Here is a 21,383-nt window from a genome sequence, read left to right on the forward strand (position 1 = left end):
GGAGCGGGCTTGAGCCGCGATGCTTCTATTTCACTGACTTCAAGAACGCCGCCGTCTCCGGCTGTAACGGATTGCCGATCACCTGGTCGGGCGAGCCGATCTCGTGCACCAGGCCGTTACGGAAGAACGCCACGCGGTCCGACACATCGCGGGCAAAACGGATCTCGTGGGTCACCAGCACCATGGTCATGCCGTCCTCGGCGAGCATGCGCATGGTGTCGAGCACCTCGCCGACCAGTTGCGGGTCGAGTGCCGAGGTGGCCTCGTCGAACAGCATGTAGTCCGGCGACATCGCCAGCGCCCGGGCAATCGCCATGCGTTGCTGCTGGCCGCCCGAGAGCTTGCCGGGGAAGGTCTTGAGCTTGTCGCCCAGGCCGACGTGGGTCAGCTGCTTGACGGCCAGCGCCTCGGCGTCGTGCTTGTCTTTGCCAAGCACTTTGCGCGGCGCGAGCATGACGTTTTCCAGCACGGTCAGGTGCGGGAAGGCGTTCCACTGCTGGAAGACGATGCCGATCTTCTGGCGCAGGCGGTTGAGGTCGGTGGCGCGGTGGTGGACCTCGACGCCGTCGACGCGGATGTTGCCTTTCTGGATCGGCTCCAGGCCGTTGATGCACATCAGCAAGGTCGACTTGCCCGAGCCCGAGCCGCCGATGATCGATACCACTTCGCCCTTGTTCACGGTCAGGCTTACGCCCTTGACCACTTCCAGGTCGCCGAAGGATTTGTGTACGTTCTCGATCTCAATCATTTTCCTGCCACCTTCTTTCCAGACGGGCGCCCAGGCGGGCAACCACCAGGCTCATGACGTAGTAGATGAGGCCTGCGATGCACAGCACCAGCAGGGGTTCCTGAATCCGCGTAACGATGGTTTGCGAAGCGCGCAGCAATTCGACGATGCCGATCCACATCACCAGCGCCGTGTCTTTCATCACCCCCAGGACCAGGTTCAGCCAGCCGGGAAACGCCACCCGGGTGGCCATTGGCAAGACGATCCAGCGCAGGTCCTGCAGGTAGCTCATGCCCAGTGAGCGGCTGGCCCGACGCACGCTCAGCGACACCGCCAGCACGCCGCCGCGGACGATCTCGGTGAAGTACGCGGCGGTGTAGACGCCGAGCACGATGCAGCCGACGCTGAAGGCGCTGATGTCGAGGCCGACGATGCTCTTGAACGAGTTGAACAGCACGAACTGGATCAGCAGCGGCACGCTGCGAAACACATCCAGCACCCACGCCAGTGGCAGGCTCAGCCGTGGCCACAGGGCCCGGGCCAGGCCGAACAGCAAGCCGGCAAAGGTCCCCAGCAAAATCGCCCAGAAGGTCAGCTGCAAGGTGATGCGCGCGCCGTCGAGCAGGAACACAAAGTCGTTCCAGGTAAAACCGGTGGAAAACATGCCGAGCTCCTCAGTAACGGAACAGCCGCCAGGCCATCAGCCGGGCCAGCGCGACGATCGCCTTGGCAATCAGGTAGTACAGCGCCGCCGCCAGGGCGAAGTATTCGAAGGTGCGGAAGGTCTTGACGTTGTAGTCCTGGGTCACGCCGGTGAGGTCGTTGTTCAGGCCGACGATCACCCCCAGCGAGGTCATCAGCACCGCCCAGACCATCTGGTTGGTCAGCGGGTAGAACACCACCCGCAGCAGCTGCGGGATGACGATCATCCGGTAGGTCTGGAAAGCGCTCATGCCCAGCGAACGCGCCGCACGCACTTGCGTGGTCGGCACGGCCTTGAGGCCGCCGCGAAAGTTCTCCGCCAGGTACCCCGCGTTGTTGAAGGTGATGCCCGCCAGCAGGGCGATCCACGAGCTGACGTGCAGGCCCAGCGAGCCGAGGCCGAAGTACAGGATGTAGATCTGGAACAGCGACGGCGTGTTGCGCGCAATCGACACCCAGCCGTTGGCAAAACCGCGCAGCAGCGGTTGCTTGCCTTCGCGCATGACGGTCAGGGCCAGGGCGATCAGCACCCCGAAGATCATCGACAGGGCGGCGGTCTCGAAGGTCACCCAGGCGCCGGCGAGCATGTCGGGCAGCGCGCGCAACGCCGAGCGCCACTGGAAGGTGTAGTCAAAGTCAAACATGCGCGCGGCCCTCCTGGCTCTGGGCCCCTTGCAACCAGGCCGGCAAGCGACCGCTGGCCTGGCCGCTGCAGGCCGACGCGACGCACTCGGCGAGGCTGGCGAAATGCACCGGGCGGCCGGCCAGGCCCGGCCCGTAGTGGGCATATTTGCCCGAGTTGGTCATCAGCGTACGCGCCGTTGGCGGGATCACCGGCTCACCCAGCATGCACCAGCAGGTGTCGGTCACCAGGGTCACGCCGAAGCGCTCAAGCTCGGCGATGTACCCGGCGGCGCGGGCCTGTTCGAGCACTGTGCGACCGCAGGTGATGGCCACGACCACCTCCGGGTGTTTGTGCCGGCCCTGGCACAGCTGTGCAAGCGCGGCGAACTCGCTGAAGGAAAAATGCGGGTTGCCCAGCGACACCACATCCACCTGCGACTCGCGGGCACTGTTGAGCGCGTGCCAGCTGTGCAGCAGGTCCGCCAGTTGGATGCGCTCGCTGGGCAGGTTGGCGCCAGGTTCGAGGACCTGCGCCGGCTCCAGCGCTTCGGGGGTGACCCCGGCGATATGAAACAGCGGCGCCGCCGAGGTGGTGGCAAAGGCGGCGCCGAACGCCTTGAGGTCGTCCAGGCTCGGCTGCGCCTGTTCCAGCCCGTAAATCAGCGGAATTCGCGAGCCTGCCAGGGCGCCGATATGGTAGCCGAGCAGCGGGTAGAAGCTGTCATCCAGTGCCGCCAGCGCCGGCACCTGCACCAACAACTGCGCCTTGCGCTGGCTGTCCAGGTGACAGCCGATGCGCGGCGCGCGGCCGGTCAGGGCGATGCAGATATCCAGGTAGTCGGGGTACTTGAGGGTGCGCGCGCCGAGCACGCTGTTGGCGTAGACCACGGCGTTGGATTCGGCCCAGACGATCTGTTCGCCCTGACTCGGCGCGCTGTCGAGCAGGTACGGCGCGCAGGTGAAGCTCATCTGCGCACCCATGGCCATGTAAGCATCGCCCAGGGCGCTGGCCGGCTCGCCCAGCGCCGGGTCGATGCCCAGCTCGCGCCAGCGGCGCTGATCGACCGAGATGGCATTGAGGGTGGTCGGCACCCGCACCTTTGCGCCCCAGCGCACCAGCTGTTCGGCAAAGCCGAGGCTGGCGGGGCCGGTGTAGATGCAGCCGTCGATGTGCGCCTGGGTGACGTCCAGCAACTGCTCGGCGCCTTGCAGCTCGGCCATGCGCAAAACGATCTGCATCGCCATTTGCGCCGCCTTGCCGTGCGTGCCGTCGAGCAGCGCCTGGTCCTGGGATTGCAGCTTCAAGCGGGTGCTGAAAGACTCGGCGCTGTGGTCATACGGCGCGGCCTGCCAGTGATCGGCCGGGGCCTGGGGATACAGGCTCAGGCAATCGCCTTCGACCCTTGCCCAGCCTGCACCGGGCAAACTGGCGAAGGCCTGCTTGCCGATGCACAGCACCGGCAGGGAGCGCTGGAACAGGGTCTGCGCAACCAGCACGCCGAGGGTCAGGATCTCGTCGGCCTCGGCCAGCACCAGTGCCGCCGGTGCGTGGCCGTTGCTGATCAGCTCCATCATCACGCTGCTGCCGGTGCACGAGCCGCGCCCGCTGGGGATCGCCAGCACACGCCCGGCGATGCACTGGCCACTCAGTGGATGATGACGGTCGATGACTTCGCCGCTGGCGGCGTCGACCCCGCCCCAGAAGCTCAGCCCGGTATCGGCGAACAGCAAGGGGCCCTGGGCCGCGCCCGCGACCAGGCTGCGCCCGGCCTGGGGGATCGGTGTGCTGGTCATGCTGCCCACCTCAGTAGTAGACCTGTGGCACGGTCAGGTCGGTCGGGGCGATTTCGGTGCCGACCCACTTGGTGAACAGCTCCTTGTAGCGCCCGGTGCGCACCTGCTGGTTGACGAACAGGTCGAGGTAGCGCAGCAGGCCATACTCGTTGCGCTTGGCGCCCAGCGACACGTAATCGATCACGTAAGGGGCATTGCCGGCGACCTTGAGGTTCTTGTACTTGCCGGACTTGAGGGTGGCGGCGGCGACGGTGTTGGTGACCACGGTGGCGTCGATGTGCCCCTGGGCGACCGCCAGCAGGGTGTCGTTCTGCGACTGGTAGGCCCGGAAGGTGCCGCTGCCCCAACTCTTTACGTCTTTTTCCAGGGCAATGGCTTCATAGGTGCCGCTGGTGTTGCCCAGCGCCTTGCCCTTGAGGTCGTCGAAGCTGTTGATGCCGGTGTTGTCGCGGGTCAGCACGACCATCTGGAAGGCAAAGTAGGGCACGGTCAGGCCGACGGTCTTGGCCCGTTCGAGGGTGTCGGAGGTGGACGCGACGATCACGTCGGCACGGCCCGAAACCAGCGCCGGAATGCGGTCGGGAAAGGGCGTTTCGACCACTTCCGGCTCAACCCCGAGCACCTTGGCCAGGTCGCTGCAGTAGTCGACGTCGAAGCCGGCGGGCTTATTGCCCTCATCGCGAAAACCCATCGGTGGGAAGTCCAGGGTCACGGCGCAGCGCAGCTTGCCGGAGCCGATGATGTCATCGAGCTTGTCAGCCTGGGCGTTGGCGATAAAGGTGGTACTGAGAACAGCGCTGAGGGCTACGGCAAATGTGCGGTTTTTCATAGAGGCCTCGGGTTGGGAGCGTGCTGTTAAATATCGTATTGGTAATTTCGTATACGATATTTTCTAGTGCAATGGCCGTGCCTGTTTTGTCGCCGATGTAGGAATAATCTTTCGGCCCGTGGGCTAGGGCGCTCGAAGCAAACAAGGGCAGTTGGGGTGCTGCAGCAGGGGAGCGGGGCAGGTGTTACATATCGGAGCACTGCCTGTGCGCAGCGCCCGATAAAGGAACACTTAGCGCTGGCTGTCGCGGTACTGGCTCGGTGAAAGCCCGGTGAGGGCGCGAAACTGCCGGCTGAAGGCGCTGTGATCGGTGTAACCGCAGCGCAGGGCGATCTCGGTGATCGGCAGGTCGAGCTCCTGCAGCAGGCGCGAGGCTTCTTCGAGGCGCGCCTTGTGAATCATCTGTCGCGGCGTGAGCTGGAAGATGCGCTTGCAGTGGCGCTCCAGCTGCGCCACCGACAGCCCGGCGATGGCGGTCAGCTCTGCAAGGCTGATGGGGCGGGTGAAGTGGGCGCGGATATGTGCATCGACGGCAGCGAGCTTGTGGAACGCCGGGTGGTTGGACTGGGGCAGTTGCAGGTCGCGGGAAATGCCGGCGAGGCCGACGATAGTGCCCTCGGCGTCCTTGAGTGGCCGTTTGTGGGTCAGGCACCAGATCGGCTGGTTGCCGAAGTAAAGGTGCAGCTCAAGCTGGTCGGCCAGTTCCCGGCCACTGCTGAGCACGCGGCGGTCCTGCTCGGTATAGAGCGGGCCGAAGCGGGCGGGGAACACATGCTCGGCGGTAAGCCCAAGCAAGTCTTCGCGGTGCTTGCGCCCGCAGCGCCGGGCCAGGGTCTGGTTGACGAAGGCGTAGCGCGCCTCGCAATCCTTGATGAAGAACACCACGTCGTTGAGGGTGTCGAGCAGCGGTGCAATCGGCTGCAGGCTGCTGAGCAGGGTCGGCAGGTCGCAGGGCGCGAAGTGGTTGAGCGTGGCGTGCATGGCGCTGACGTTCCGGGGGCGACCGTCGGGATCATAGAGCGCCCCCGGTGTTTACCTCAAGTGTCGCTCTCAAGGTGCAGCAGGGTGTCGATGCGCGCCGGGCTGAATGGCGGGCGCGGCGCCGAGGGTTGCCAGCCGAACAGGTGGGCGGTGGCCGCACCGCACACCCGGCCCTGGCAGGCGCCCATGCCGCAACGGCTGGCCAGCTTGGCCTGGCGCCAGTCGCTGTGCCCGGCGAGGGCGGCATAGGGCACGTCTTCGCAGCGGCACACCAGGGTGTCGGCGGTTGCCAGCGACTTCAGTGCGGGGTCGAGGGCGAAGGCCGTGTTCAATGCGCGGGCAAAGGCGTGCCAGCGCGCCCGGCGGCGCCACAGCCGCTGCGCCGCCTGGCGATTGCCGGTGGCGCTAAGACCGGCAATAGCGCCTTCAACCAGAGCGCGCTCGCTGCCACCGAAACCTGTGCATTCGCCTGCCGCGTAAACGCCGGGTTGCGAAGTCGCCTGCCAGGCATCGACGGCAAGCGCCTGTTGCTCCACGGCGCAGCCCAGGGCCTGGCCCAACTGGATGTTGGGGATCAGGCCGAAGCCGCAAGCCAGCCGATCGCAGGCAATTTCAACCACCTGGCCGTGCTGGTGCAGGCGTACGCCTTCGAGCCGGTCGGTGCCCAGCGCGGCCAGCACATGGCTGGCGCTACGGTACTGGCGGTCGAACAGGCTAAACGATTGCAGCAGCTTGTGCGGCCAGCGCGGCAACTGTGCGGCAAAGCCGCTGACGGCCGCAAGCGAGGCCTGCTCGGCGATGCGCAGTACCCGCGCGCCATTGGCCTTGGCGGTGGCGGCGCTGGCCAGCAGCAAGGGGCCGCTGCCGGCGATGACGATACGCTCGTCGCGCACCGGCATCCCGCCCTTGATCAGCGCCTGCAAGCCACCGGCACCGGTCACCCCAGGCAGCGTCCAGCCAGGGAAGGGCAGCAGCAGTTCACGGGCGCCGGTACAGAGGATCAAGCGCTCGTAGTGGATTTGCCAGCCGCGCTCGGCGTTCTCCACCAGCAGGCTGTTGGGGCCGGCGTTGGCGATCACCCGCGTGCCGCTGTGCCAGTGCACATTGGCACAGGCCAGCACCTGCTCGCGCAGCCGGCGTGCCTGCTTGGGCAGCTTGGCCTGTGGCCCGTCGCGCCAGATCTGCCCGCCCGGCAGCGGGTTGTCGTCGAGCAGCACGATGCGCGCGGCCCGCGGCGCGGCGGCCAGTGCCGCAGCCAGCCCGGCGGGGCCGGCGCCAATGATCAGCAGGTTGGTGTGTTCGTTCATGCGCGGGTCTCCACCTGCATGCCGTCACGGCACAGGGTCTGGCAGGCCAGGCGCCGGCGGCCGTCGATGGTCACCCGGCACTCCTGGCAAATGCCCATGCCGCACAGCGGGGCGCGGCGCTGGCCGCTGACCGAAGTGCGCGAGCAGCCATCGCCGCCCAGGGCCAGAGCAGCAGCGACGCTGGTGCCGTCGGCCACGCGTAGCGGGCGGCCATCGAGGGTCAGGTCAGGCATGGGCGAGGGCTCCGAGAAAGCGATCTGGCAGGTAAGGGCTGGCCGCCAGCGGCGGCGTTTGGTCAAACAGATGCGCGCTCAAGAGGTCGGCGGTCGCCGGCGCCGTGGTCACGCCCAGCCCTTCATGACCGACCGCCAGCCACAGGCCATCCTGCTGCGGATGGCGGCCCACCAGCGGCAGGCCGTCGGGGCTGGCGGCGCGAAAGCCGGTCCAGGCGCGGATGCCGTTCAGATTTGCCAGGTCCGGCATGTACTCGGTTGCGCGCTTGAGCATGCGCGCCAGCATCCAGCCTTCCACGGCCGGGTCAGTGGTGCCGAACTGGCGCGAGGCACCGATGAACAGCTGGCCGGTCGGCCGAGGCTGGATATTGCAGGCAGTCGACGGCCCGCTGGCGTTGTGGGCGCTGGTCACGTAGCCCAGTTCCACCAGGGTATGGGTGACGGTGCCGGGGTAGCGATCGGTGATCAGCAGGTGGCCTTTCTTCGGCTCGATCGGCAGCTCCGGGCACAGCTGCGTGGCCTGGATGCCGTTAGCCAGCACCACGGCCTCGGCACTCAGCCACTGGCCGCTGTCGAGGCGCACACGGTTGCCCTCTACTGCGCTGACCCGCGCCCGACGCTGTTCGATCCCTGCTGTTTGCAGCATCCAGCCGGCAGTGGCCGGGGCATAGAGAATACCGTCGCCGTTGATCAGCAGACCGCCTTCGAGCCCCTCGCGCAGCGCCGGTTCGCGCTGGCGCAGGGCGTGCCCGGCGACCAATTCGCAGGCTACCCCTTGTGCTTGCAGGAGGTTGAATTTGTGTTCGGCCACGGCCATTTCTTCGGTGTTGGCCGCCAGCCACAGGGTGCCGTTGCTGCGATAGGCGCAGGTCTCGGGGAGTTGCGGGGCCAGTTCGCGCCAGCGTTGTAGCGAATACTGGCTGAGCGCAAGCTCCGCGGGATTGTCGTCGAGCACCAGCAAATGGCCCATGCCGGCGGCCGTGGCGCCGTGCAGCCCGGCATCGAGTACCAGCACTTGCAGCCCGCGCGCGGCCAGCGCCTGCGCGCAGGCGGCGCCGATGATTCCGGCGCCGATGACGATGACATCGGCCACGGCACCACGGCTCACGGGCAAATGCCCCAGGCGAACGGGTCATCCTCCTCGATGATCAGCGTGGCTTCGGCGCTAATGTGCGCGCGGCCGCGAATGGTCGGGATGATGCGTGGGCCGTCGGCCTCGAACGAGCCCTCGAAGGTGCTGCCGATCACGCTGGCCTGGCGCCAGGTCTGCCCGGGTTGCAGTTTGCCGTCGCCAGCCAGGCAGGCGAGCTTGGCGCTGGTGCCGGTGCCGCAGGGCGAGCGGTCGTAGGCTTTGCCGGGGCACAGCACGAAGTTGCGGCTGTCGGCGTCGGGGTCGTCGGCGAACAGCTCGATATGGTCAATCAGGCCGCCGTCTTCACCGCGAATGCCTTGCTCTTCCAGGGCCTGTTGCACGGCGTAGGTATAGGCCGTCAGCGCCTCGATGTTGTCCCCGGCGACCTCCAGGCCGTGGTCGGCGATCAAAAAGAACCAGTTGCCGCCCCAGGCCACATCGCCCACTACCTTGCCGATGCCGGGCACCTCCAGCGCCAGGTCCTTGCGGTAGCGGTAGGCCGGCACGTTGCGCACGCTGACCGAGCGGTCCTCGTGCAGGGTCGCCTGCACGGTGCCGACCGGGGTTTCGATGCGGTGCACGCCCGGGCCGATCCTGCCCAGGTGCGCCAGCGACACCACCAGGCCGATGGTGCCGTGGCCGCACATGCCCAGGTAGCCGGTGTTGTTGAAGAAGATCACCCCGGCGCAGGCGCTGGGGTCCACCGGCTCGCACAGCAGCGCGCCGACCAGCACATCGCTGCCGCGCGGCTCCAGCATGCAGGCGCTGCGCCATTGATCGTGCGCCTCGGCAAGGTGCTGGCGGCGCTCGGCCATGCTGGCGGTGCCCAGCTCGGGGAAGCCGTCGATGACCAGGCGGGTCGGTTCGCCGCCGGTGTGGGAGTCGATCACGGTAATGCGTTTCATGGAGGCCGCGTCCGTTCAGGGAAGTGAAGGACAGAGTGGCGTGTCATGCGGCGCGCAGGCTTGATGCCTTTATGTCGCGCCGATGACGAAATCGGCACAGTGGCGCAACCCACAGGTTTCTGTCACTTGCTCGGCGGCAGGTGCTCGAACAGGGTCTTGCAGACGCCGGCGATGTGTTCGTCGAGCAGCCTCACTGCCAGCTCGACATCCTTGGCCCGGCAGGCGTCGAGGATGTCGCGGTGTTCGTGGTCGGCGCGCTCCTTGCCTGCCGAGAGGCTCATCTGCATGCGCAGGTAGCGCTCCAGCTTGTCGTTCACCGAGCGGATCATGTTGACCAGGAACGGCCGCTGCGCCGGTTCATACAGGCAGGCGTGCAGTTCCCAGTTGAGTTCGGCCCAGCGGCCGACGTCGTTCTCGCCGACGAACTCCTGGCAGATGCGCTCGGCGCGGGCGAAGGTTTTCTCGGTCATGTTCGGGATGGCCAGGCGCAGGGCCTTGTCTTCGAGTAGCATGCGCACTTCGAACATCTGCGCCAGCTCTGGTTCGGACATGCGCGTAACCATCGCCCCGCGATTGCGCTGGAACATCACCAGGCCTTCGGCTTCCAGGCGCTTGAGCGCTTCACGCACCGGGATCTTGCTGACGTTGAACTGGCGGGCGATATCGTCCTGGCGGATTGGTTCGTCTTCGGCGAAGTGCCCGGCAATGATCGCATCGCGCAGGTGACGGGTGATGATTTCCGAAGTCGAGGGCGTGTTGCCCAGGTCCGGGGCGTTGAGGCGGGGTACGGTCACGGTGGCGTCGTCCGAAGTTATTTATGGATATGGTATACGAAACTCTCCATGCATGGCGCCAGACCTGCCCGCTGGCATGCTCAGCGGCCTATGCGGGGCTCTTTGAGGGCAAAGGGCGCGGCGATGTCGCGCAGGTTGCTGCTGTCGTTGTGTTTCAAGCGCAGGTAATCCAGCGCGACCTTGGCGGCGATGAGGCCAGCCCCCCAGGTTGGGTGGAGGCTGGCCCGACCAGGTATCAGCGCTTACTTGCGCGCTTCAAGGATCAAATTGAACGGCGTCTCGGTCGCCCGGCGAAAGTGCTTGAACCCGGCTTCCTCGAACACTGCACGCAGCCGCGCCTCGCCCGCCTGGGCGCCGAGCCCCAGGCCAACTTCCTGCGACAACGAGTTCGGCGTGCAGATAAAGGTCGAAGCGGCGTAGAACAAGCGCCCGACCGGGGTGCTGTTTTCATCCAGGGTGTCGTTGGCATAGGGCTCGACCAGCAGCACCGTGCCATCGGCTTTGAGCGACTCATAGGCATGCCGGGCGGCGCCGACCGGGTCGCCCATGTCGTGCAGGCAGTCGAAATAGCAGATCAGGTCGTAATCGGTGCCGGGGAAGTTCTTGGCGCTGGCCTGGACGAACTGCGTGCGCTCGGCCACACCGCCTTCGGCGGCGCGTTGGCTGGCGATAGCGATCGACGGGCCGTGGTAGTCAAAGCCGCTGAAGCGCGAGGCCGGGAAGGCCTGGGCCATGATCACCGTCGAGGCGCCGTGACCGCAGCCGATATCGGCGACCTTGGCCCCGGCCTGCAGTTTGTCGACCACCCCGCTCAGGCTCGGCAGCCATTCGGCCACCAGGTGGGCACGGTAGCCGGGGCGGAAGAAACGTTCGGTGCCGCTGAACATGCACGGATGGTGATCGCCCCAGGCCAGGGCGCCATCGCCGCGCATGGCGGCGACCAGTTTGTCCTTGTCGTGGAACAGCGCGGCGATCACCGAGGCGCCGCCGGCGACATACACCGGCGAGTCTTCGATGGCCAGGGCCATGGCCTGTTCTTCGGGCAGGCGAAAGCGTCCGTCGCTGTGCTCCATATAGCCGGACGCGGCCTGGGCGCTCAGCCATTCGCGCAGCAGGCGGGCATTGCAGCCGGTCTTGTCGGCCAGTTGTTCGGGGGAGATGAATTGGCTGTTGGCCATGGCCCGGTATAAACCGAGTTCATCGCCGAGGATCAGGTTGGCAAGCATGGCCGCGGCACCCATGTCGGTGACCAGCTTGCCCATGAAGTCATTGAGTCTGGCTTCGTCCATTGCGTGTTCTCCTGCAAGAAGTCCAACGTCAACGGGGCTGCCGGCGAGCCGGCAACCTCGGGCCAATGTGTTGCGGGGTCAACCTTTAAGTCTAGTTCGCTTCGAAGAACGCCAGCAGTTGGGCGCTGAACGCTTCGTCCGCCTCTTCCATGACAAAGTGCCCACAGTCGGCGATGACGCTGCCGCGCAGGTTGTCGGCATGGGCCTGCAGGGTCTGCAACGGCACCTCGCCGGTAGCATGCTCGGCGCCGATGGCCAGCACTGGCATGCCCAGGCGCTTGCCGGCGCGCTGGCGGTTCTGGGCGATGGTCTGGCTGATCGAACGGTAGTAGGCCAGGCCGCCGCTCAAGCCGCCGGGCTTGCTGTAGGCCCTGATGTAAGTGTCGACGGCCACGCGGTCGACATGGTGCGCCCAACGCTCGTACATAAAGGTCAGGTAGCGGTCCTCGCGGCCGGTGATCAGGGCTTCGGGCAGATCCTGCAACTGGTTGAAGAGAAAGTGCCAGATAAAGATGTTCTGCTCGGCGCTGACGAAGATCGGCGGCGCTTCGGCCAGGCCCGGGATCACCGCTTCGCTGAGCACTAGCTGGCTGACCGCCTCGGGGTAATCGCTGGCCAGCGCGTAGCCGACCCACATGCCCACATCATGCCCGGCCAGCCGGTAGCGCTGATGGCCGAGCTGGCCCATGGCGCGGTGCAGCAGGGCGGCGATGGTGCCGGTGTCATGGCCTTCGCTGGCCGGGTCGGACAGCCCGGTGCCCGGCAGGTCGACGGCAATCGCCTGGTAACCCTGGCGAGCCAGGGCGCGCATGACATGCCGCCAGGCGTACCAGGTCTGCGGCCAGCCGGGGATCAGCAGCACCGGCTGGCCGCTGCCCAGTTGCACGCAATGCAGGCGGCGGCCGGGTTCGAGGATCAGGTAGCGGTGTTCAAAGTCGGCTTCGGGGGTGATGGACATCGGTTGCACTCCAGGTGAAAGAGGGGGATTCAAGCCAGGCCCAGCAGGGTCCGGATCTGTTGCGGGTCGACCGGCGCGCCGGCGAAGTCGTCGAAGGTGCGAGTGGTGACCTGGATGATGTGCTCACGGATGAACGCCGCGCCTTCGCGGGCGCCGTCTTCCTGGTCCTTGAGGCAGCATTCCCATTCCAGGGTGGCCCAGCCGGGGAAGTCGTATTGCGCAAGCTTGGAGAAGATCGCCTTGAAATCGACCTGGCCGTCGCCCAGGGATCGGAAGCGCCCGGCGCGCTCGGTCCAGTCGCAGTAACCGCCGTAGATGCCCTGGCGACCGGTTGGGTTGAACTCGGCATCCTTGACGTGAAACATGCGGATGCGCGTGTGGTAAATGTCCAGGTAGTCGAGGTAGTTCAGTTGCTGCAGGACGAAGTGGCTGGGGTCGAACAGCAGGTTGCAGCGCGGGTGGTTATCCACCAGGTCGAGGAAGCGCTCGAAGCTGCTGCCGTCGTGCAGGTCTTCGCTGGGGTGAATCTCATAGCAGAGGTTGATGCCGTGGTCTTCGCAGGCATCGAGGATGGGCCGCCAGCGCCGCGCCAGCTCTTCGAAGGCCGCCTCGATCAGGCCCGCCGGGCGCTGCGGAAACGGGAACAGGTAAGGCCAGGCCAGTGAGCCTGAGAAAGTCCCCATGTCGGTCAGGCCCAGGCGTTGCGAGGCCTTGATTGCCAGCTGCAGTTGTTCCAGCGCCCAGGCGGTGCGCGCCTGGGGTTTGCCGTGCAGCGCGGGCGGGGCGAAGTTGTCGCACAGGGCGTCGTAGGCCGGGTGAACCGCTACCAACTGGCCGAGCAGATGGGTGCTCAGCTCGCTGACCTCAAGGCCGTGTTCGGCAAGCATGCCGCGCAGCTCATCACAATAAGTCTGGCTGTGTGCGGCCAGTTCCAGGTCGAACAGACGCCGGTCCCAGGCCGGCACCTGCAAGGCCTTGAAACCATGGCCGGCAGCCCAGCGGGCGATCTCGGGCAGGCTGTTGAAAGGGGCTTGTTCGGCACTGAACTGGGCCAGGTGCAGGCTAGGACCTTTGAGGGTACGCATGATGACTTCCTATTATTTGTCGATCGACAAACAATAGGGCGACAACGCGCTTGCGTCAACTGTCTTGCAGGGTAAAATCCGCCCCATCTGATTTGATGGACACACAACCCATGGCCGGACGTCCCCGGGAATTCGATCGCGACCAGGCCCTGCACAAGGCCCTGGCGACCTTCTGGCAATACGGTTACGAAGGCACGTCAATGGCCTTGCTGGTCAGTGCCCTGGGCATTGCCTCGGCGCGCATCTACGCCGCCTTCGGCAGCAAGGAGCAGCTGTTTCGCGAGGTGGTGGCGCTGTACCTGGCCGAGCAGGGCGGCTTTGCCGAGCGGGTCATCAACCGTGAGCTGGCGGTGGGCCAGGCCGTGGAGCAGATCCTCCTCGAGGCCATTGCCACCTACACCGCAGCGGACGGCCCGCGCGGTTGCCTGGCGGTGTCATCGACCGCCAGCGGCGGCCCGGATATCAGCGGCGTACTGGACTGGATGAGCGAGCTGCGCCGCCAGCGTACCCAGTCGATCATCGACCTGCTGCAACAGGCCCATGGCCGTGGCGAACTCAAGGCCGAGGCCGACCCGCAGGCGCTGGGCGACCTGTTTGCCACCTTGCTGCACGGTATTGCCATCCAGGCCCGCGACGGCATTGCCCCGGCGCGCCTGCAGGCGATGATCAAACCGGCGTTGTGCGCTTTGCACGCCGCCCTGGCCTGATCAGCGCGCCTGGCCCGAGGCCCGCTCGCGCAGGGCCTTGCTGACCTTTGCCTGGATCTCGTAGGCCGGCGCTTCGACGGCGTCGAAGTCGCGCGAGTAGCGCCGGGCGAACTCTTCCACGCCCCATTGCTGGTACTGCTGCACGTGGTGCAGTTCGTGGGCCCAGAGGGCGACGTTGTTTTCGGCGTCGGCCTGGTTGCGAAAAACGATGATGTCGATCAGGGTCACGGCGTTGACGTCGGGGTTCTGCAGCAGGGCGTTGGCGCTGTCCAGGGCTTGTTGGTCGCCGACCTTGTAGCGCGCCGCGTCGAGCACCTGGAAGTCATAGAACGGTTCGAGCTGGGCGCGGATGTGCAGGGGGATCGGCAGCAGCGTGCCGGCCGCAGCGGTGTTGCGCGCCTGCTGCAAGGCCAGGGCCAGGGAACTGCTGGCCACCCGGCCGAGGTCGTCGAGCACGGTGCCGGCCTGGCCGGGGTCGATGGGCGAACAGATGCAACTGCCCAGGCAGATTTCGTACTGGCCGGCCGGGCAGGCGGCGAGGGCGGTGAGCGGGGCGCTCAGGGCAAGGCTCAGCAGCAACGACTCAAGGCGCTTCATGCAGGGCCCCGGCAATGAAATCGCGGGAGGCCTTGAGCACCTCTTCCTGAATCGGCTCGCTGGCGAGCATGCGCGCAAGCACCAGCGCGCCCACGCACTGGCTGATCAGCGCCCAGGCCAGGGCCGGGTCTTCGAGGGTTTGCGCCCAGGCTTGCTGGAGCTGGCACAGCCAGTGTTCGGCTTCCGCGCGCACCGGCTGCTCGGCGCGGGCGATTTCCGCGCCCAGGGTCGGGATCGCGCAGCCGCCTTCGACATTGTGCAGGTGGGCCATGCTCAGGTACTGCTCCAGGCAGCGCTCGAGCCGCGCGCGGTTCATCGGCTGCTGGGCGATGGGGCTGTGCGACAGCTCGCGGCGCACCACCTCGGTGAACAGCTCGTCCTTGGACGGGAAGTGGTTGTAGAAGGCGCCGCCGGTCAGGCCGATGGCCTTCATCAGCCCGGCCACGCCAGTGGCTGCAAAGCCGCCGCGCTTGGCCAGGGCGCCGCTGCTTTGCAGCAGTTTCTGCCGGGTTTGTTCTTTGTGAGTGGTGGAATAACGCACGCCGGTAGGCTCCACAGGGCTGGCTTGACGAAGCCTGAATCATAGCATAGCGTTCGTTTACTAAATGATCGTTTACCAATGGAGGCGAGACATGACCCAAGGCAAGAAGGTGGTACTGGTGGTAGGGGCCGGTGATGCAACCGGCGGCGCGATTGCCCGGCGTTTTGCCCGCGAGGGTTATGTCGCCTGCGTGACCCGGCGCAGCGCCGACAAGCTGCAGCCGCTGGTGGACGAGATCCGCGCCGCCGGTGGCGAGGCCTACGGTTTTGCCTCGGATGCGCGCAAGGAAGAGGAGGTGGCGGCGCTGGTCGAAGAGATCGAAAGCAGCGTCGGTCCGATCGAAGCCTTTGTCTTCAACATCGGCGCCAACGTGCCCTGCAGCATTCTCGAAGAGACCGCGCGCAAGTACTTCAAGATCTGGGAAATGGCCTGTTTCGCAGGCTTTCTCAGCGGCCAGGCGGTGGCGCGGCGCATGGTGACCCGCGAGCGTGGGACTATCCTGTTTACCGGTGCCACTGCAGGCTTGCGCGGCGCAGCCGGATTTGCCGCGTTTGCCGGCGCCAAGCACGGCATTCGCGCCCTGGCCCAGAGCATGGCCCGCGAACTTGGGCCGCGCAATATTCATGTCGCCCATGTGGTGGTGGACGGTGCCATCGATACCGCGTTCATCCGCGACAGCTTCCCCGAGCGCTATGCGCTCAAGGACCAGGACGGCATTCTCGACCCGCAACATATCGCCGACAGCTACTGGTTTCTGCACAGCCAGCCGCGCGACGCCTGGACCTTCGAGCTTGACCTGCGGCCGTGGATGGAGCGCTGGTAAGCCTTTGACAACAGCCTGCGCAACAACAAAAAAGGACCTGCTGCAGATGAGCAAAACCGTAGAATTCTTCTTTGACCTGGGCAGCCCGGCCAGCTACCTGGCCTGGACCCAGTTGCCGAAACTCTGCGCCGGGCACGATGCGCATCTGGTGTACCGGCCGATGTTGCTGGGCGGGGTATTCCAGGCCACCGGCAACGCCTCGCCGGCGATGGTGCCGGCCAAGGCCCGGCATGTGTTCGTTGATTTTCAGCGCTACGCCAAACGCTACGGCGTGACCCTGGCCTTGCCGCCGGGTTTCCCGATCAACACCCTGGGCCTGATGCGCGGCACGGTGGCTGTGCAGCGCTACCAGCCAGAGCGTTTCGAGGCCTACCTGAACGCGATGTTCACGGCCCTGTGGGTACGCCAGCGCAATCTTGCTGACCTGCAGGTGCTGGCGACAGTGCTGCAGGAGGCCGGTTTCGACCCCGAGCAATACCAGGCCTGGAGCGCCGAGCCCGAGGTCAAGGCCGCACTCAAGGACGCTACCGAGGAAGCGGTGCGCCGTGGCGTGTTCGGTGCGCCAAGCTGCTTTGTCGGCGAGCAGATGTTCTTCGGCCAGGACCGCCTGGAGTTCGTCGTCGAAGCGCTGGCCGAGCAGGACAGTCAAGTGTAGTGGCATTATTTTCACTAACTGTATGGTCGAGGCGGATCAGGACTCCGTTAGTGTCAGGGCAGCCCAATAAAAATACTGGATGCCTGCCATGCTCGGCTCACTGGACCTGATCACTGCCTTCGTGCTGTTCGCCTTTGTCTCCTCGATCACCCCGGGGCCCAACAACACCATGTTGCTGGCCTCCGGGGTGAACTTCGGCGTGCGCCGTTCGATTCCTCACGCGCTGGGCATCAGTGTCGGCTTCATGGTCATGGTATTGGCGGTGGGTTTTGGCCTGGGCGAGGTGTTCAAAGCCTACCCGCCGATCTACACCGTGCTGCGCTACGTGGGCGCCGCCTACCTGTTGTACCTGGCCTACAAGATCGCTACCTCCGGGCCGCTGTCGGTCAGCGACTCGTCGAGCCGCAAGCCCCTGGGCTTCTGGGGCGCGGCAGCCTTTCAGTGGGTCAACCCGAAAGCCTGGGTGATGGCCGTGGGCGCGATCACCACCTACACCCCGGCCCAGGGCTACGTCACCAACGTCATCGTCATTGCCGCGGTGTTCGCTCTGGTCAACCTGCCCAGTGTCTGCGTCTGGGTGATGTTCGGCAGCGCCTTGCGCACGGTGTTGCAGAACCCGCGCTGGCTGATGCTGTTCAATCTGCTGATGGCGGCGCTGCTGGTGATATCCCTGTACCCCCTGCTGTTTGTAGAATCGGGTTTTTCCTGACGTGAGTGCGCTGGCACATGCAGTTGATTCCCTGGTCCCATGACACAAGTGCTGGCTTCACCCTGCGCGGCTGGCGCTCCCCAGCCAGTGGCAAGCCGCTGCTGCATTTTTTGCACGGCAACGGCTTTTGCTGCCTGGCGTACCAGCCGTTGCTGGCGCGCCTGGCCGAGCAGTTCGACCTGTGGCTGTGCGATGTCCAGGGCCATGGCGACAGCGACCATGGCGGCCCGTTCGCCGGCTGGAACCGCACGGCCGAACTTGCCATCGAAGCCTTCGAGGCCGGCCGTGGCGAGTACGGCGATGTACCACGCTTTGCCGTCGGCCACAGTTTTGGCGGGGTGCTCACCGGCCTGATGCTGGCGCAGCAGCCGCAGCTGTTCCAGCGCGCGGTGCTGCTCGACCCGGTGCTGTTCACCCAAGCGATGATGGGCATCATGGGCGCGGCGGCGCTGGTCGGCCTGCACCGTCGCCATGCCCTGGCGCGCAAGGCTGCCACCCGTCGCAGCCACTGGCCTGACCGCACGGCGGCGCGGGCATCGCTGGAAGGGCGGGGGATCTTCAAGGGCTGGAGCGAGCCGGCGTTGCAGTCCTATATCGAACACGCCATTGGCGATTGCGGCGAAGGCGTGGTGCTCAAGTGCCGCCCTAGCCGTGAAGTGGAAATCTTCAGCTCCTTCCCCCGGCGCATGTGGGCGTCGCTGGCTCAGGTCAGTACCCCGAGCCTGGTGCTGTATGGCCAAACCACCTATCCCTTCGTGCCGCAGTCGGTGCAGCGCTGGGCCCAGGGTAATCGCCAGGTCAGTGCAACTCAGGTGGCGGGCGGGCACTGCTTCATGCAGGAAGAACCGGCGGCGTGTAGCGAGCGGGTCGCGGCGTTCTTGCTGGGCTGAATTGGGTTTTGTCCATTTTTCGACGCAAGCTGGAGGATCGGATTTTCCGGGGCGGCTGGCAGGCGACATGAGCAAGGGGCGTGAGCGGGGACGGGGATGGCAAAATAAGGGGAGCATGGAAACAATATCCTTGGATGTCACAAATTCTTGATATTGCACTCTGAAGTTTTTTGTGGACTTGAATACTCTGAGTCCATTGTTCTTTCGCAGAGTAGTTGTCATGTTCCCGGCCATCTTTCCTCACCATCCTTTTCTAACTAAACGCTACCAATACTCGCAGACGGTCATTCAAAGGATTCGAAGGCACATGGAAGCGGCAGTGCCTCATGCCTCCCTGAGTATCGTTGCCGTGGGTTCATTTGGGCGCGGCGAATTGTCAGACGTCTCGGACCTGGACTTTTTCCTGTTGCATGAGGGTGATACCGACGAGGCAAAACTCAACGGCTTGCTCCAACGGCTGCAGAGGGAAGTAACGCCGTATACCGCAGCGAGTGAAAACGACCCGGAAAAATACAGCCAGGCTGCAGTGTGCAGTTATGATCAAATCAGCCTGGAGGCCAATGGCAAGCAGGATAGTTACACTGCCCTGACCCGCAGAATGCTGCTGTTACTGGAAGGACGTCCGCTGTGTGGCGAACTGTTTTTTCACCAGTGTCGACAACAGCTGTTGCGTCATTATATAAAACCTGGCGACAGTGCTAATGGTCTGGCCCGCTACTTGCTCAATGATATCGTCCGTTACTATCGAACCCTGATGGCCAACTTCGAACATCAGGTTACCGTGCTCGGCAAACCGTGGGGCTTACGCAACATAAAATTGCATTTTTCGCGTAAATTGCTTTTTATTGGTGGTGTTGTCCTCGTCGCCCAAACCAGCCATTTACCCTCGCAAGAAAAGGTGGCCCGGATAGAGCACCTGCTCCACTTGACGCCATTGCAGCGCCTGCAAAGCATTGGGCAGGACAACCCCTCTACGGTGTTTCTTCTCAACCATTACCAACACTTCTTGTCGACTATCTCCAGCGCACGTAACCGCCAGTTACTCGACCAGGTCAATCGCAGCAATTGCCAGCAATCGTCGCTTTATCTTCAGTTGCGTGAATTAGGTGAGGTTTTTTCGCTTGAACTGGAGCGTTGGATACGTCATCAGTATCCAGCCCATCCGATCCACCACGCGTTACTGTTTTGATGACTTGCCACGCCACTCAGGCGATATCACTGGCCTCGAACTCCGCCGCGAGAAAGTCCAGCAGGCTGCGCACCGACGGCAGCAAGCCGCGCCGCGAGGCGAACACCGCGTGCACCACGCCGCACTCCGGTGCCCAGTTCGGCGTGGCTTGCAGCAGGCGGCCGGCGTCGAGTTCTTCGCGGATCACCACCAGCGGCAAGTGCACCACGCCGACACCCGCCACCGCCGCCTGGCGCAGTACCACCAGGTCGTCGGTGACCAGCCGCGGGCTGTGCCGCAGGCTGGCGCGGACGCCGTCGGGACCGAGCAGGTGCCAGTGGTAATCGCGCTGCGGGTAGCCCCAGTGCAGGCTCGGCAGGGCGCTCAGGTCGGCGGGCACCGGGCGCGGGGGCAGGCGTTCGAGCAAGGCGGGCGCCGCCACCAGGTACTGGGTGCTGCGCGCCAGTACCTTCATCACCAGATCGCTGCTTTCCAAAGGCGGGACGCGCACGCGCAAGGCAATGTCGATGCCTTCCTGGATCAGGTCGACCTGGCGGTTGGTGCTTTCGATATGCAGCTGCACCAGCGGGCACTGGACCATGAAGCGGGTAAGCATGGCCCCCACCCAGAAATCCAGCAACGCCGTCGGGCAACTCAGGCGCACGATGCCCTGGGGCTCGGCGCGGTTGCGCTCGATCAATTCGGCGGCGCCTTCGGCCTCCACCAGCATGGCCACACAGTGGCGGTAGTAAGCCTGGCCGATTTCAGTCACCGAAAAATGCCGGGTCGAACGCTGGATCAGGCGCACCCCCAGGCGTTCTTCCAGCCCGGCAATACGCCGGCTGAGCTTGGACTTGGGCATGTCCAGGGCGCGGCCGGCCGGGGCAAAGCCGCCGTGATCGACAACCTGGGCAAAGTAGTAAAGGTCGTTGAGGTCTTCCACCAGTGTTCTCCATATGGAACGCTGAAGGCAGTTTAACCGATCTACCGCCGATGTCGTTGCGCTCGTATGGTTATAGCCATGCACGAGAGGAGGCATTTGATGAAAAAGATCCAAGGCGTCTACAGCAGCCCGAACCCCCACTGGGTAGGTGATGGCTTCCCGGTTCGTAGCCTGTTTACCTACGACAACCTGGCCCAGCACATCAGCCCGTTCCTGCTGCTGGACTATGCCGGCCCCCACGACTTCACCCCGACCACGGCGCGTCGCGGCGTCGGCCAGCATCCCCATCGCGGTTTCGAAACCGTGACCATCGTCTACCAGGGCGAACTGGAGCACCGCGACTCCACTGGCGCCGGCGGCCTGATCGGCCCGGGCGATGTGCAGTGGATGACCGCCGCCGGCGGCATTCTCCATGAAGAGTTCCACTCGCCGGCGTTCGCTGCCAAGGGCGGCACCCTGGAAATGGTCCAGCTGTGGGTCAACCTGCCAGCCAGGGACAAATCGGCGCCGGCCGGTTACCAGACCCTGCTCAGCAACGACATCCCGCTGGTGCCACTGGGCAACGGCGCCGGCACCTTGCGGGTGATTGCCGGCGCGTTTCGCGGCCATCAGGGCCCGGCGCAGACTTTCTCGGCCATGGATGTCTGGGACCTGCAGCTCAAGGCCGGCGCACCCGTGCGCCTGCCCAGCGCCGCCGGGCGCAGCACCGCGCTGGTGGTGTTGCGCGGCCAGTTGCTGGTCAACGGCGAGCGCCAGGTTGGCGCCGCGCAACTGGTGCTGTTTGACCGCGCCGGTGACGAGCTGCTGCTTGAAGCGCAAAGCGATGTGTCGGTGTTGCTGCTCAGTGGCGAGCCGCTGGATGAGCCGATCGTTGGCTACGGCCCGTTCGTGATGAACAGCGAGGCCGAAATCGCCGAGGCCTTTGACGATTTTCGCGCCGGGCGCTTCGGCCAGATGAGCGGGCAGGCCGGTCCGCGCCACCACAACTAG

At 65.2% G+C, this 21,383-nt stretch carries 24 protein-coding genes and 1 pseudogene; 7 read left to right on the plus strand and 18 right to left on the minus strand.

Annotated elements, in window-relative coordinates:
- Positions 1-25: 25 nt before the first annotated feature.
- The 15 genes and pseudogenes from LOY34_RS11255 to LOY34_RS11325 form a co-directional block, all read right to left on the minus strand.
- Positions 26-748: an amino acid ABC transporter ATP-binding protein gene (locus tag LOY34_RS11255; RefSeq protein WP_038995715.1), complete on the minus strand. Its 723-nt coding sequence runs from the start codon at positions 746-748 to the stop codon at positions 26-28.
- The gene (locus tag LOY34_RS11260; RefSeq protein ID WP_045196748.1) at positions 741-1,391 is read right to left on the minus strand and encodes an amino acid ABC transporter permease; all 651 of its coding nucleotides are present in this window, start codon (positions 1,389-1,391) and stop codon (positions 741-743) included. Before LOY34_RS11260 ends, LOY34_RS11255 begins: the two co-directional genes overlap by 8 nt.
- Positions 1,392-1,401: 10 nt before the next feature.
- Entirely contained in the window at positions 1,402-2,073 is a 672-nt protein-coding gene (locus tag LOY34_RS11265) for an amino acid ABC transporter permease (RefSeq protein ID WP_045196750.1), read from the minus strand.
- A complete protein-coding gene (locus LOY34_RS11270) occupies positions 2,066-3,847 on the minus strand; it encodes an aconitase X (protein ID WP_195883800.1) in 1,782 nt (593 codons plus the stop codon). The genes LOY34_RS11265 and LOY34_RS11270 overlap by 8 nt, the downstream gene beginning before the upstream one ends.
- A gap of 10 nt (positions 3,848-3,857) precedes the next feature.
- The gene (locus LOY34_RS11275; RefSeq protein WP_045196753.1) at positions 3,858-4,676 is read right to left on the minus strand and encodes a transporter substrate-binding domain-containing protein; all 819 of its coding nucleotides are present in this window, start codon (positions 4,674-4,676) and stop codon (positions 3,858-3,860) included.
- Between the two features lie 231 nt (positions 4,677-4,907).
- Entirely contained in the window at positions 4,908-5,657 is a 750-nt protein-coding gene (locus tag LOY34_RS11280) for an AraC family transcriptional regulator (RefSeq protein WP_093383887.1), read from the minus strand.
- A 56-nt stretch (positions 5,658-5,713) separates the two neighbouring features.
- Positions 5,714-6,964: an FAD/NAD(P)-binding oxidoreductase gene (locus tag LOY34_RS11285; RefSeq protein ID WP_195883801.1), complete on the minus strand. Its 1,251-nt coding sequence runs from the start codon at positions 6,962-6,964 to the stop codon at positions 5,714-5,716.
- The gene (locus LOY34_RS11290; protein WP_123567779.1) at positions 6,961-7,197 is read right to left on the minus strand and encodes a (2Fe-2S)-binding protein; all 237 of its coding nucleotides are present in this window, start codon (positions 7,195-7,197) and stop codon (positions 6,961-6,963) included. The genes LOY34_RS11285 and LOY34_RS11290 overlap by 4 nt, the downstream gene beginning before the upstream one ends.
- A complete protein-coding gene (locus LOY34_RS11295) occupies positions 7,190-8,305 on the minus strand; it encodes an FAD-binding oxidoreductase (protein ID WP_195883802.1) in 1,116 nt (371 codons plus the stop codon). Before LOY34_RS11295 ends, LOY34_RS11290 begins: the two co-directional genes overlap by 8 nt.
- Positions 8,302-9,234: a 4-hydroxyproline epimerase gene (locus LOY34_RS11300; RefSeq protein ID WP_195883803.1), complete on the minus strand. Its 933-nt coding sequence runs from the start codon at positions 9,232-9,234 to the stop codon at positions 8,302-8,304. The genes LOY34_RS11295 and LOY34_RS11300 overlap by 4 nt, the downstream gene beginning before the upstream one ends.
- 122 nt (positions 9,235-9,356) lie before the next feature.
- Positions 9,357-10,028, minus strand: a complete 672-nt coding sequence (locus tag LOY34_RS11305) for a GntR family transcriptional regulator (RefSeq protein ID WP_195883804.1) — start codon at positions 10,026-10,028, stop codon at positions 9,357-9,359.
- An 80-nt stretch (positions 10,029-10,108) separates the two neighbouring features.
- Positions 10,109-10,216: pseudogene (locus LOY34_RS11310) on the minus strand (GntR family transcriptional regulator); the annotation flags it as partial.
- Between the two features lie 54 nt (positions 10,217-10,270).
- Positions 10,271-11,317 carry a class I SAM-dependent methyltransferase gene (locus LOY34_RS11315; RefSeq protein ID WP_258664815.1) on the minus strand — a complete coding sequence of 349 codons (1,047 nt, stop codon included), beginning with the start codon at positions 11,315-11,317 and terminating at the stop codon, positions 10,271-10,273.
- A 91-nt stretch (positions 11,318-11,408) separates the two neighbouring features.
- Positions 11,409-12,275, minus strand: a complete 867-nt coding sequence (locus LOY34_RS11320; protein ID WP_045196767.1) for an alpha/beta fold hydrolase — start codon at positions 12,273-12,275, stop codon at positions 11,409-11,411.
- Positions 12,276-12,304: 29 nt separating this feature from the next.
- Complete coding sequence (locus LOY34_RS11325; RefSeq protein ID WP_195883806.1) at positions 12,305-13,360, minus strand: sugar phosphate isomerase/epimerase; 1,056 nt, start codon at positions 13,358-13,360, stop codon at positions 12,305-12,307.
- A gap of 110 nt (positions 13,361-13,470) precedes the next feature.
- Here LOY34_RS11325 and LOY34_RS11330 point away from each other — a divergent pair, with 110 nt between their 5' ends.
- Complete coding sequence (locus LOY34_RS11330) at positions 13,471-14,067, plus strand: TetR/AcrR family transcriptional regulator (protein ID WP_195883807.1); 597 nt, start codon at positions 13,471-13,473, stop codon at positions 14,065-14,067.
- Here LOY34_RS11330 and LOY34_RS11335 read toward each other — a convergent pair whose 3' ends face one another.
- On the minus strand, positions 14,068-14,664 hold the full coding sequence (locus LOY34_RS11335) for a DUF4157 domain-containing protein (protein ID WP_195883808.1): 597 nt from the start codon (positions 14,662-14,664) through the stop codon (positions 14,068-14,070).
- Positions 14,651-15,205 (minus strand): TetR/AcrR family transcriptional regulator, encoded by a 555-nt coding sequence (locus LOY34_RS11340; RefSeq protein WP_045196775.1) that lies wholly within the window; start codon positions 15,203-15,205, stop codon positions 14,651-14,653. The genes LOY34_RS11335 and LOY34_RS11340 overlap by 14 nt, the downstream gene beginning before the upstream one ends.
- Positions 15,206-15,296: 91 nt before the next feature.
- Here LOY34_RS11340 and LOY34_RS11345 point away from each other — a divergent pair, with 91 nt between their 5' ends.
- From LOY34_RS11345 to LOY34_RS11365, 5 genes are all read left to right on the plus strand, one after another.
- A complete protein-coding gene (locus LOY34_RS11345; RefSeq protein ID WP_045196777.1) occupies positions 15,297-16,028 on the plus strand; it encodes an SDR family oxidoreductase in 732 nt (243 codons plus the stop codon).
- Positions 16,029-16,074: 46 nt separating this feature from the next.
- Positions 16,075-16,683, plus strand: coding sequence for a 2-hydroxychromene-2-carboxylate isomerase (locus LOY34_RS11350; RefSeq protein WP_195883809.1), 609 nt, complete (start codon positions 16,075-16,077; stop codon positions 16,681-16,683).
- Between the two features lie 79 nt (positions 16,684-16,762).
- Positions 16,763-17,392: a LysE family translocator gene (locus LOY34_RS11355; RefSeq protein ID WP_176794269.1), complete on the plus strand. Its 630-nt coding sequence runs from the start codon at positions 16,763-16,765 to the stop codon at positions 17,390-17,392.
- 17 nt (positions 17,393-17,409) lie between these two features.
- Positions 17,410-18,282, plus strand: coding sequence for an alpha/beta fold hydrolase (locus LOY34_RS11360; protein WP_195883810.1), 873 nt, complete (start codon positions 17,410-17,412; stop codon positions 18,280-18,282).
- 220 nt (positions 18,283-18,502) lie between these two features.
- Entirely contained in the window at positions 18,503-19,471 is a 969-nt protein-coding gene (locus LOY34_RS11365; RefSeq protein WP_195883811.1) for a nucleotidyltransferase domain-containing protein, read from the plus strand.
- Between the two features lie 16 nt (positions 19,472-19,487).
- On the opposite strand, the gene LOY34_RS11370 is transcribed toward LOY34_RS11365, so the two are convergent.
- On the minus strand, positions 19,488-20,396 hold the full coding sequence (locus tag LOY34_RS11370; RefSeq protein WP_045196855.1) for a LysR family transcriptional regulator: 909 nt from the start codon (positions 20,394-20,396) through the stop codon (positions 19,488-19,490).
- Positions 20,397-20,492: 96 nt separating this feature from the next.
- Between LOY34_RS11370 and LOY34_RS11375 the strand changes: the two genes are divergently transcribed.
- On the plus strand, positions 20,493-21,383 hold the full coding sequence (locus LOY34_RS11375) for a pirin family protein (protein WP_195883812.1): 891 nt from the start codon (positions 20,493-20,495) through the stop codon (positions 21,381-21,383).

Origin of the sequence: Pseudomonas sp. B21-009, from assembly GCF_024749345.1 — a bacterium.
Classification (GTDB): domain Bacteria; phylum Pseudomonadota; class Gammaproteobacteria; order Pseudomonadales; family Pseudomonadaceae; genus Aquipseudomonas.

What these genes read in the sequence shown, in the direction of transcription:
- LOY34_RS11255 (WP_038995715.1), bottom strand. Translation starts at nt 748, where the DNA reads ATGATTGAGATCGAGAACGTACACAAATCCTTCGGCGACCTGGAAGTG.
- LOY34_RS11260 (WP_045196748.1), bottom strand. Translation starts at nt 1,391, where the DNA reads ATGTTTTCCACCGGTTTTACCTGGAACGACTTTGTGTTCCTGCTCGAC.
- LOY34_RS11265 (WP_045196750.1), bottom strand. Translation starts at nt 2,073, where the DNA reads ATGTTTGACTTTGACTACACCTTCCAGTGGCGCTCGGCGTTGCGCGCG.
- LOY34_RS11270 (WP_195883800.1), bottom strand. Translation starts at nt 3,847, where the DNA reads ATGACCAGCACACCGATCCCCCAGGCCGGGCGCAGCCTGGTCGCGGGC.
- LOY34_RS11275 (WP_045196753.1), bottom strand. Translation starts at nt 4,676, where the DNA reads ATGAAAAACCGCACATTTGCCGTAGCCCTCAGCGCTGTTCTCAGTACC.
- LOY34_RS11280 (WP_093383887.1), bottom strand. Translation starts at nt 5,657, where the DNA reads ATGCACGCCACGCTCAACCACTTCGCGCCCTGCGACCTGCCGACCCTG.
- LOY34_RS11285 (WP_195883801.1), bottom strand. Translation starts at nt 6,964, where the DNA reads ATGAACGAACACACCAACCTGCTGATCATTGGCGCCGGCCCCGCCGGG.
- LOY34_RS11290 (WP_123567779.1), bottom strand. Translation starts at nt 7,197, where the DNA reads ATGCCTGACCTGACCCTCGATGGCCGCCCGCTACGCGTGGCCGACGGC.
- LOY34_RS11300 (WP_195883803.1), bottom strand. Translation starts at nt 9,234, where the DNA reads ATGAAACGCATTACCGTGATCGACTCCCACACCGGCGGCGAACCGACC.
- LOY34_RS11315 (WP_258664815.1), bottom strand. Translation starts at nt 11,317, where the DNA reads ATGGACGAAGCCAGACTCAATGACTTCATGGGCAAGCTGGTCACCGAC.
- LOY34_RS11320 (WP_045196767.1), bottom strand. Translation starts at nt 12,275, where the DNA reads ATGTCCATCACCCCCGAAGCCGACTTTGAACACCGCTACCTGATCCTC.
- LOY34_RS11325 (WP_195883806.1), bottom strand. Translation starts at nt 13,360, where the DNA reads ATGCGTACCCTCAAAGGTCCTAGCCTGCACCTGGCCCAGTTCAGTGCC.
- LOY34_RS11330 (WP_195883807.1), top strand. Translation starts at nt 13,471, where the DNA reads ATGGCCGGACGTCCCCGGGAATTCGATCGCGACCAGGCCCTGCACAAG.
- LOY34_RS11335 (WP_195883808.1), bottom strand. Translation starts at nt 14,664, where the DNA reads ATGAAGCGCCTTGAGTCGTTGCTGCTGAGCCTTGCCCTGAGCGCCCCG.
- LOY34_RS11345 (WP_045196777.1), top strand. Translation starts at nt 15,297, where the DNA reads ATGACCCAAGGCAAGAAGGTGGTACTGGTGGTAGGGGCCGGTGATGCA.
- LOY34_RS11350 (WP_195883809.1), top strand. Translation starts at nt 16,075, where the DNA reads ATGAGCAAAACCGTAGAATTCTTCTTTGACCTGGGCAGCCCGGCCAGC.
- LOY34_RS11355 (WP_176794269.1), top strand. Translation starts at nt 16,763, where the DNA reads ATGCCTGCCATGCTCGGCTCACTGGACCTGATCACTGCCTTCGTGCTG.
- LOY34_RS11360 (WP_195883810.1), top strand. Translation starts at nt 17,410, where the DNA reads ATGCAGTTGATTCCCTGGTCCCATGACACAAGTGCTGGCTTCACCCTG.
- LOY34_RS11365 (WP_195883811.1), top strand. Translation starts at nt 18,503, where the DNA reads ATGTTCCCGGCCATCTTTCCTCACCATCCTTTTCTAACTAAACGCTAC.
- LOY34_RS11375 (WP_195883812.1), top strand. Translation starts at nt 20,493, where the DNA reads ATGAAAAAGATCCAAGGCGTCTACAGCAGCCCGAACCCCCACTGGGTA.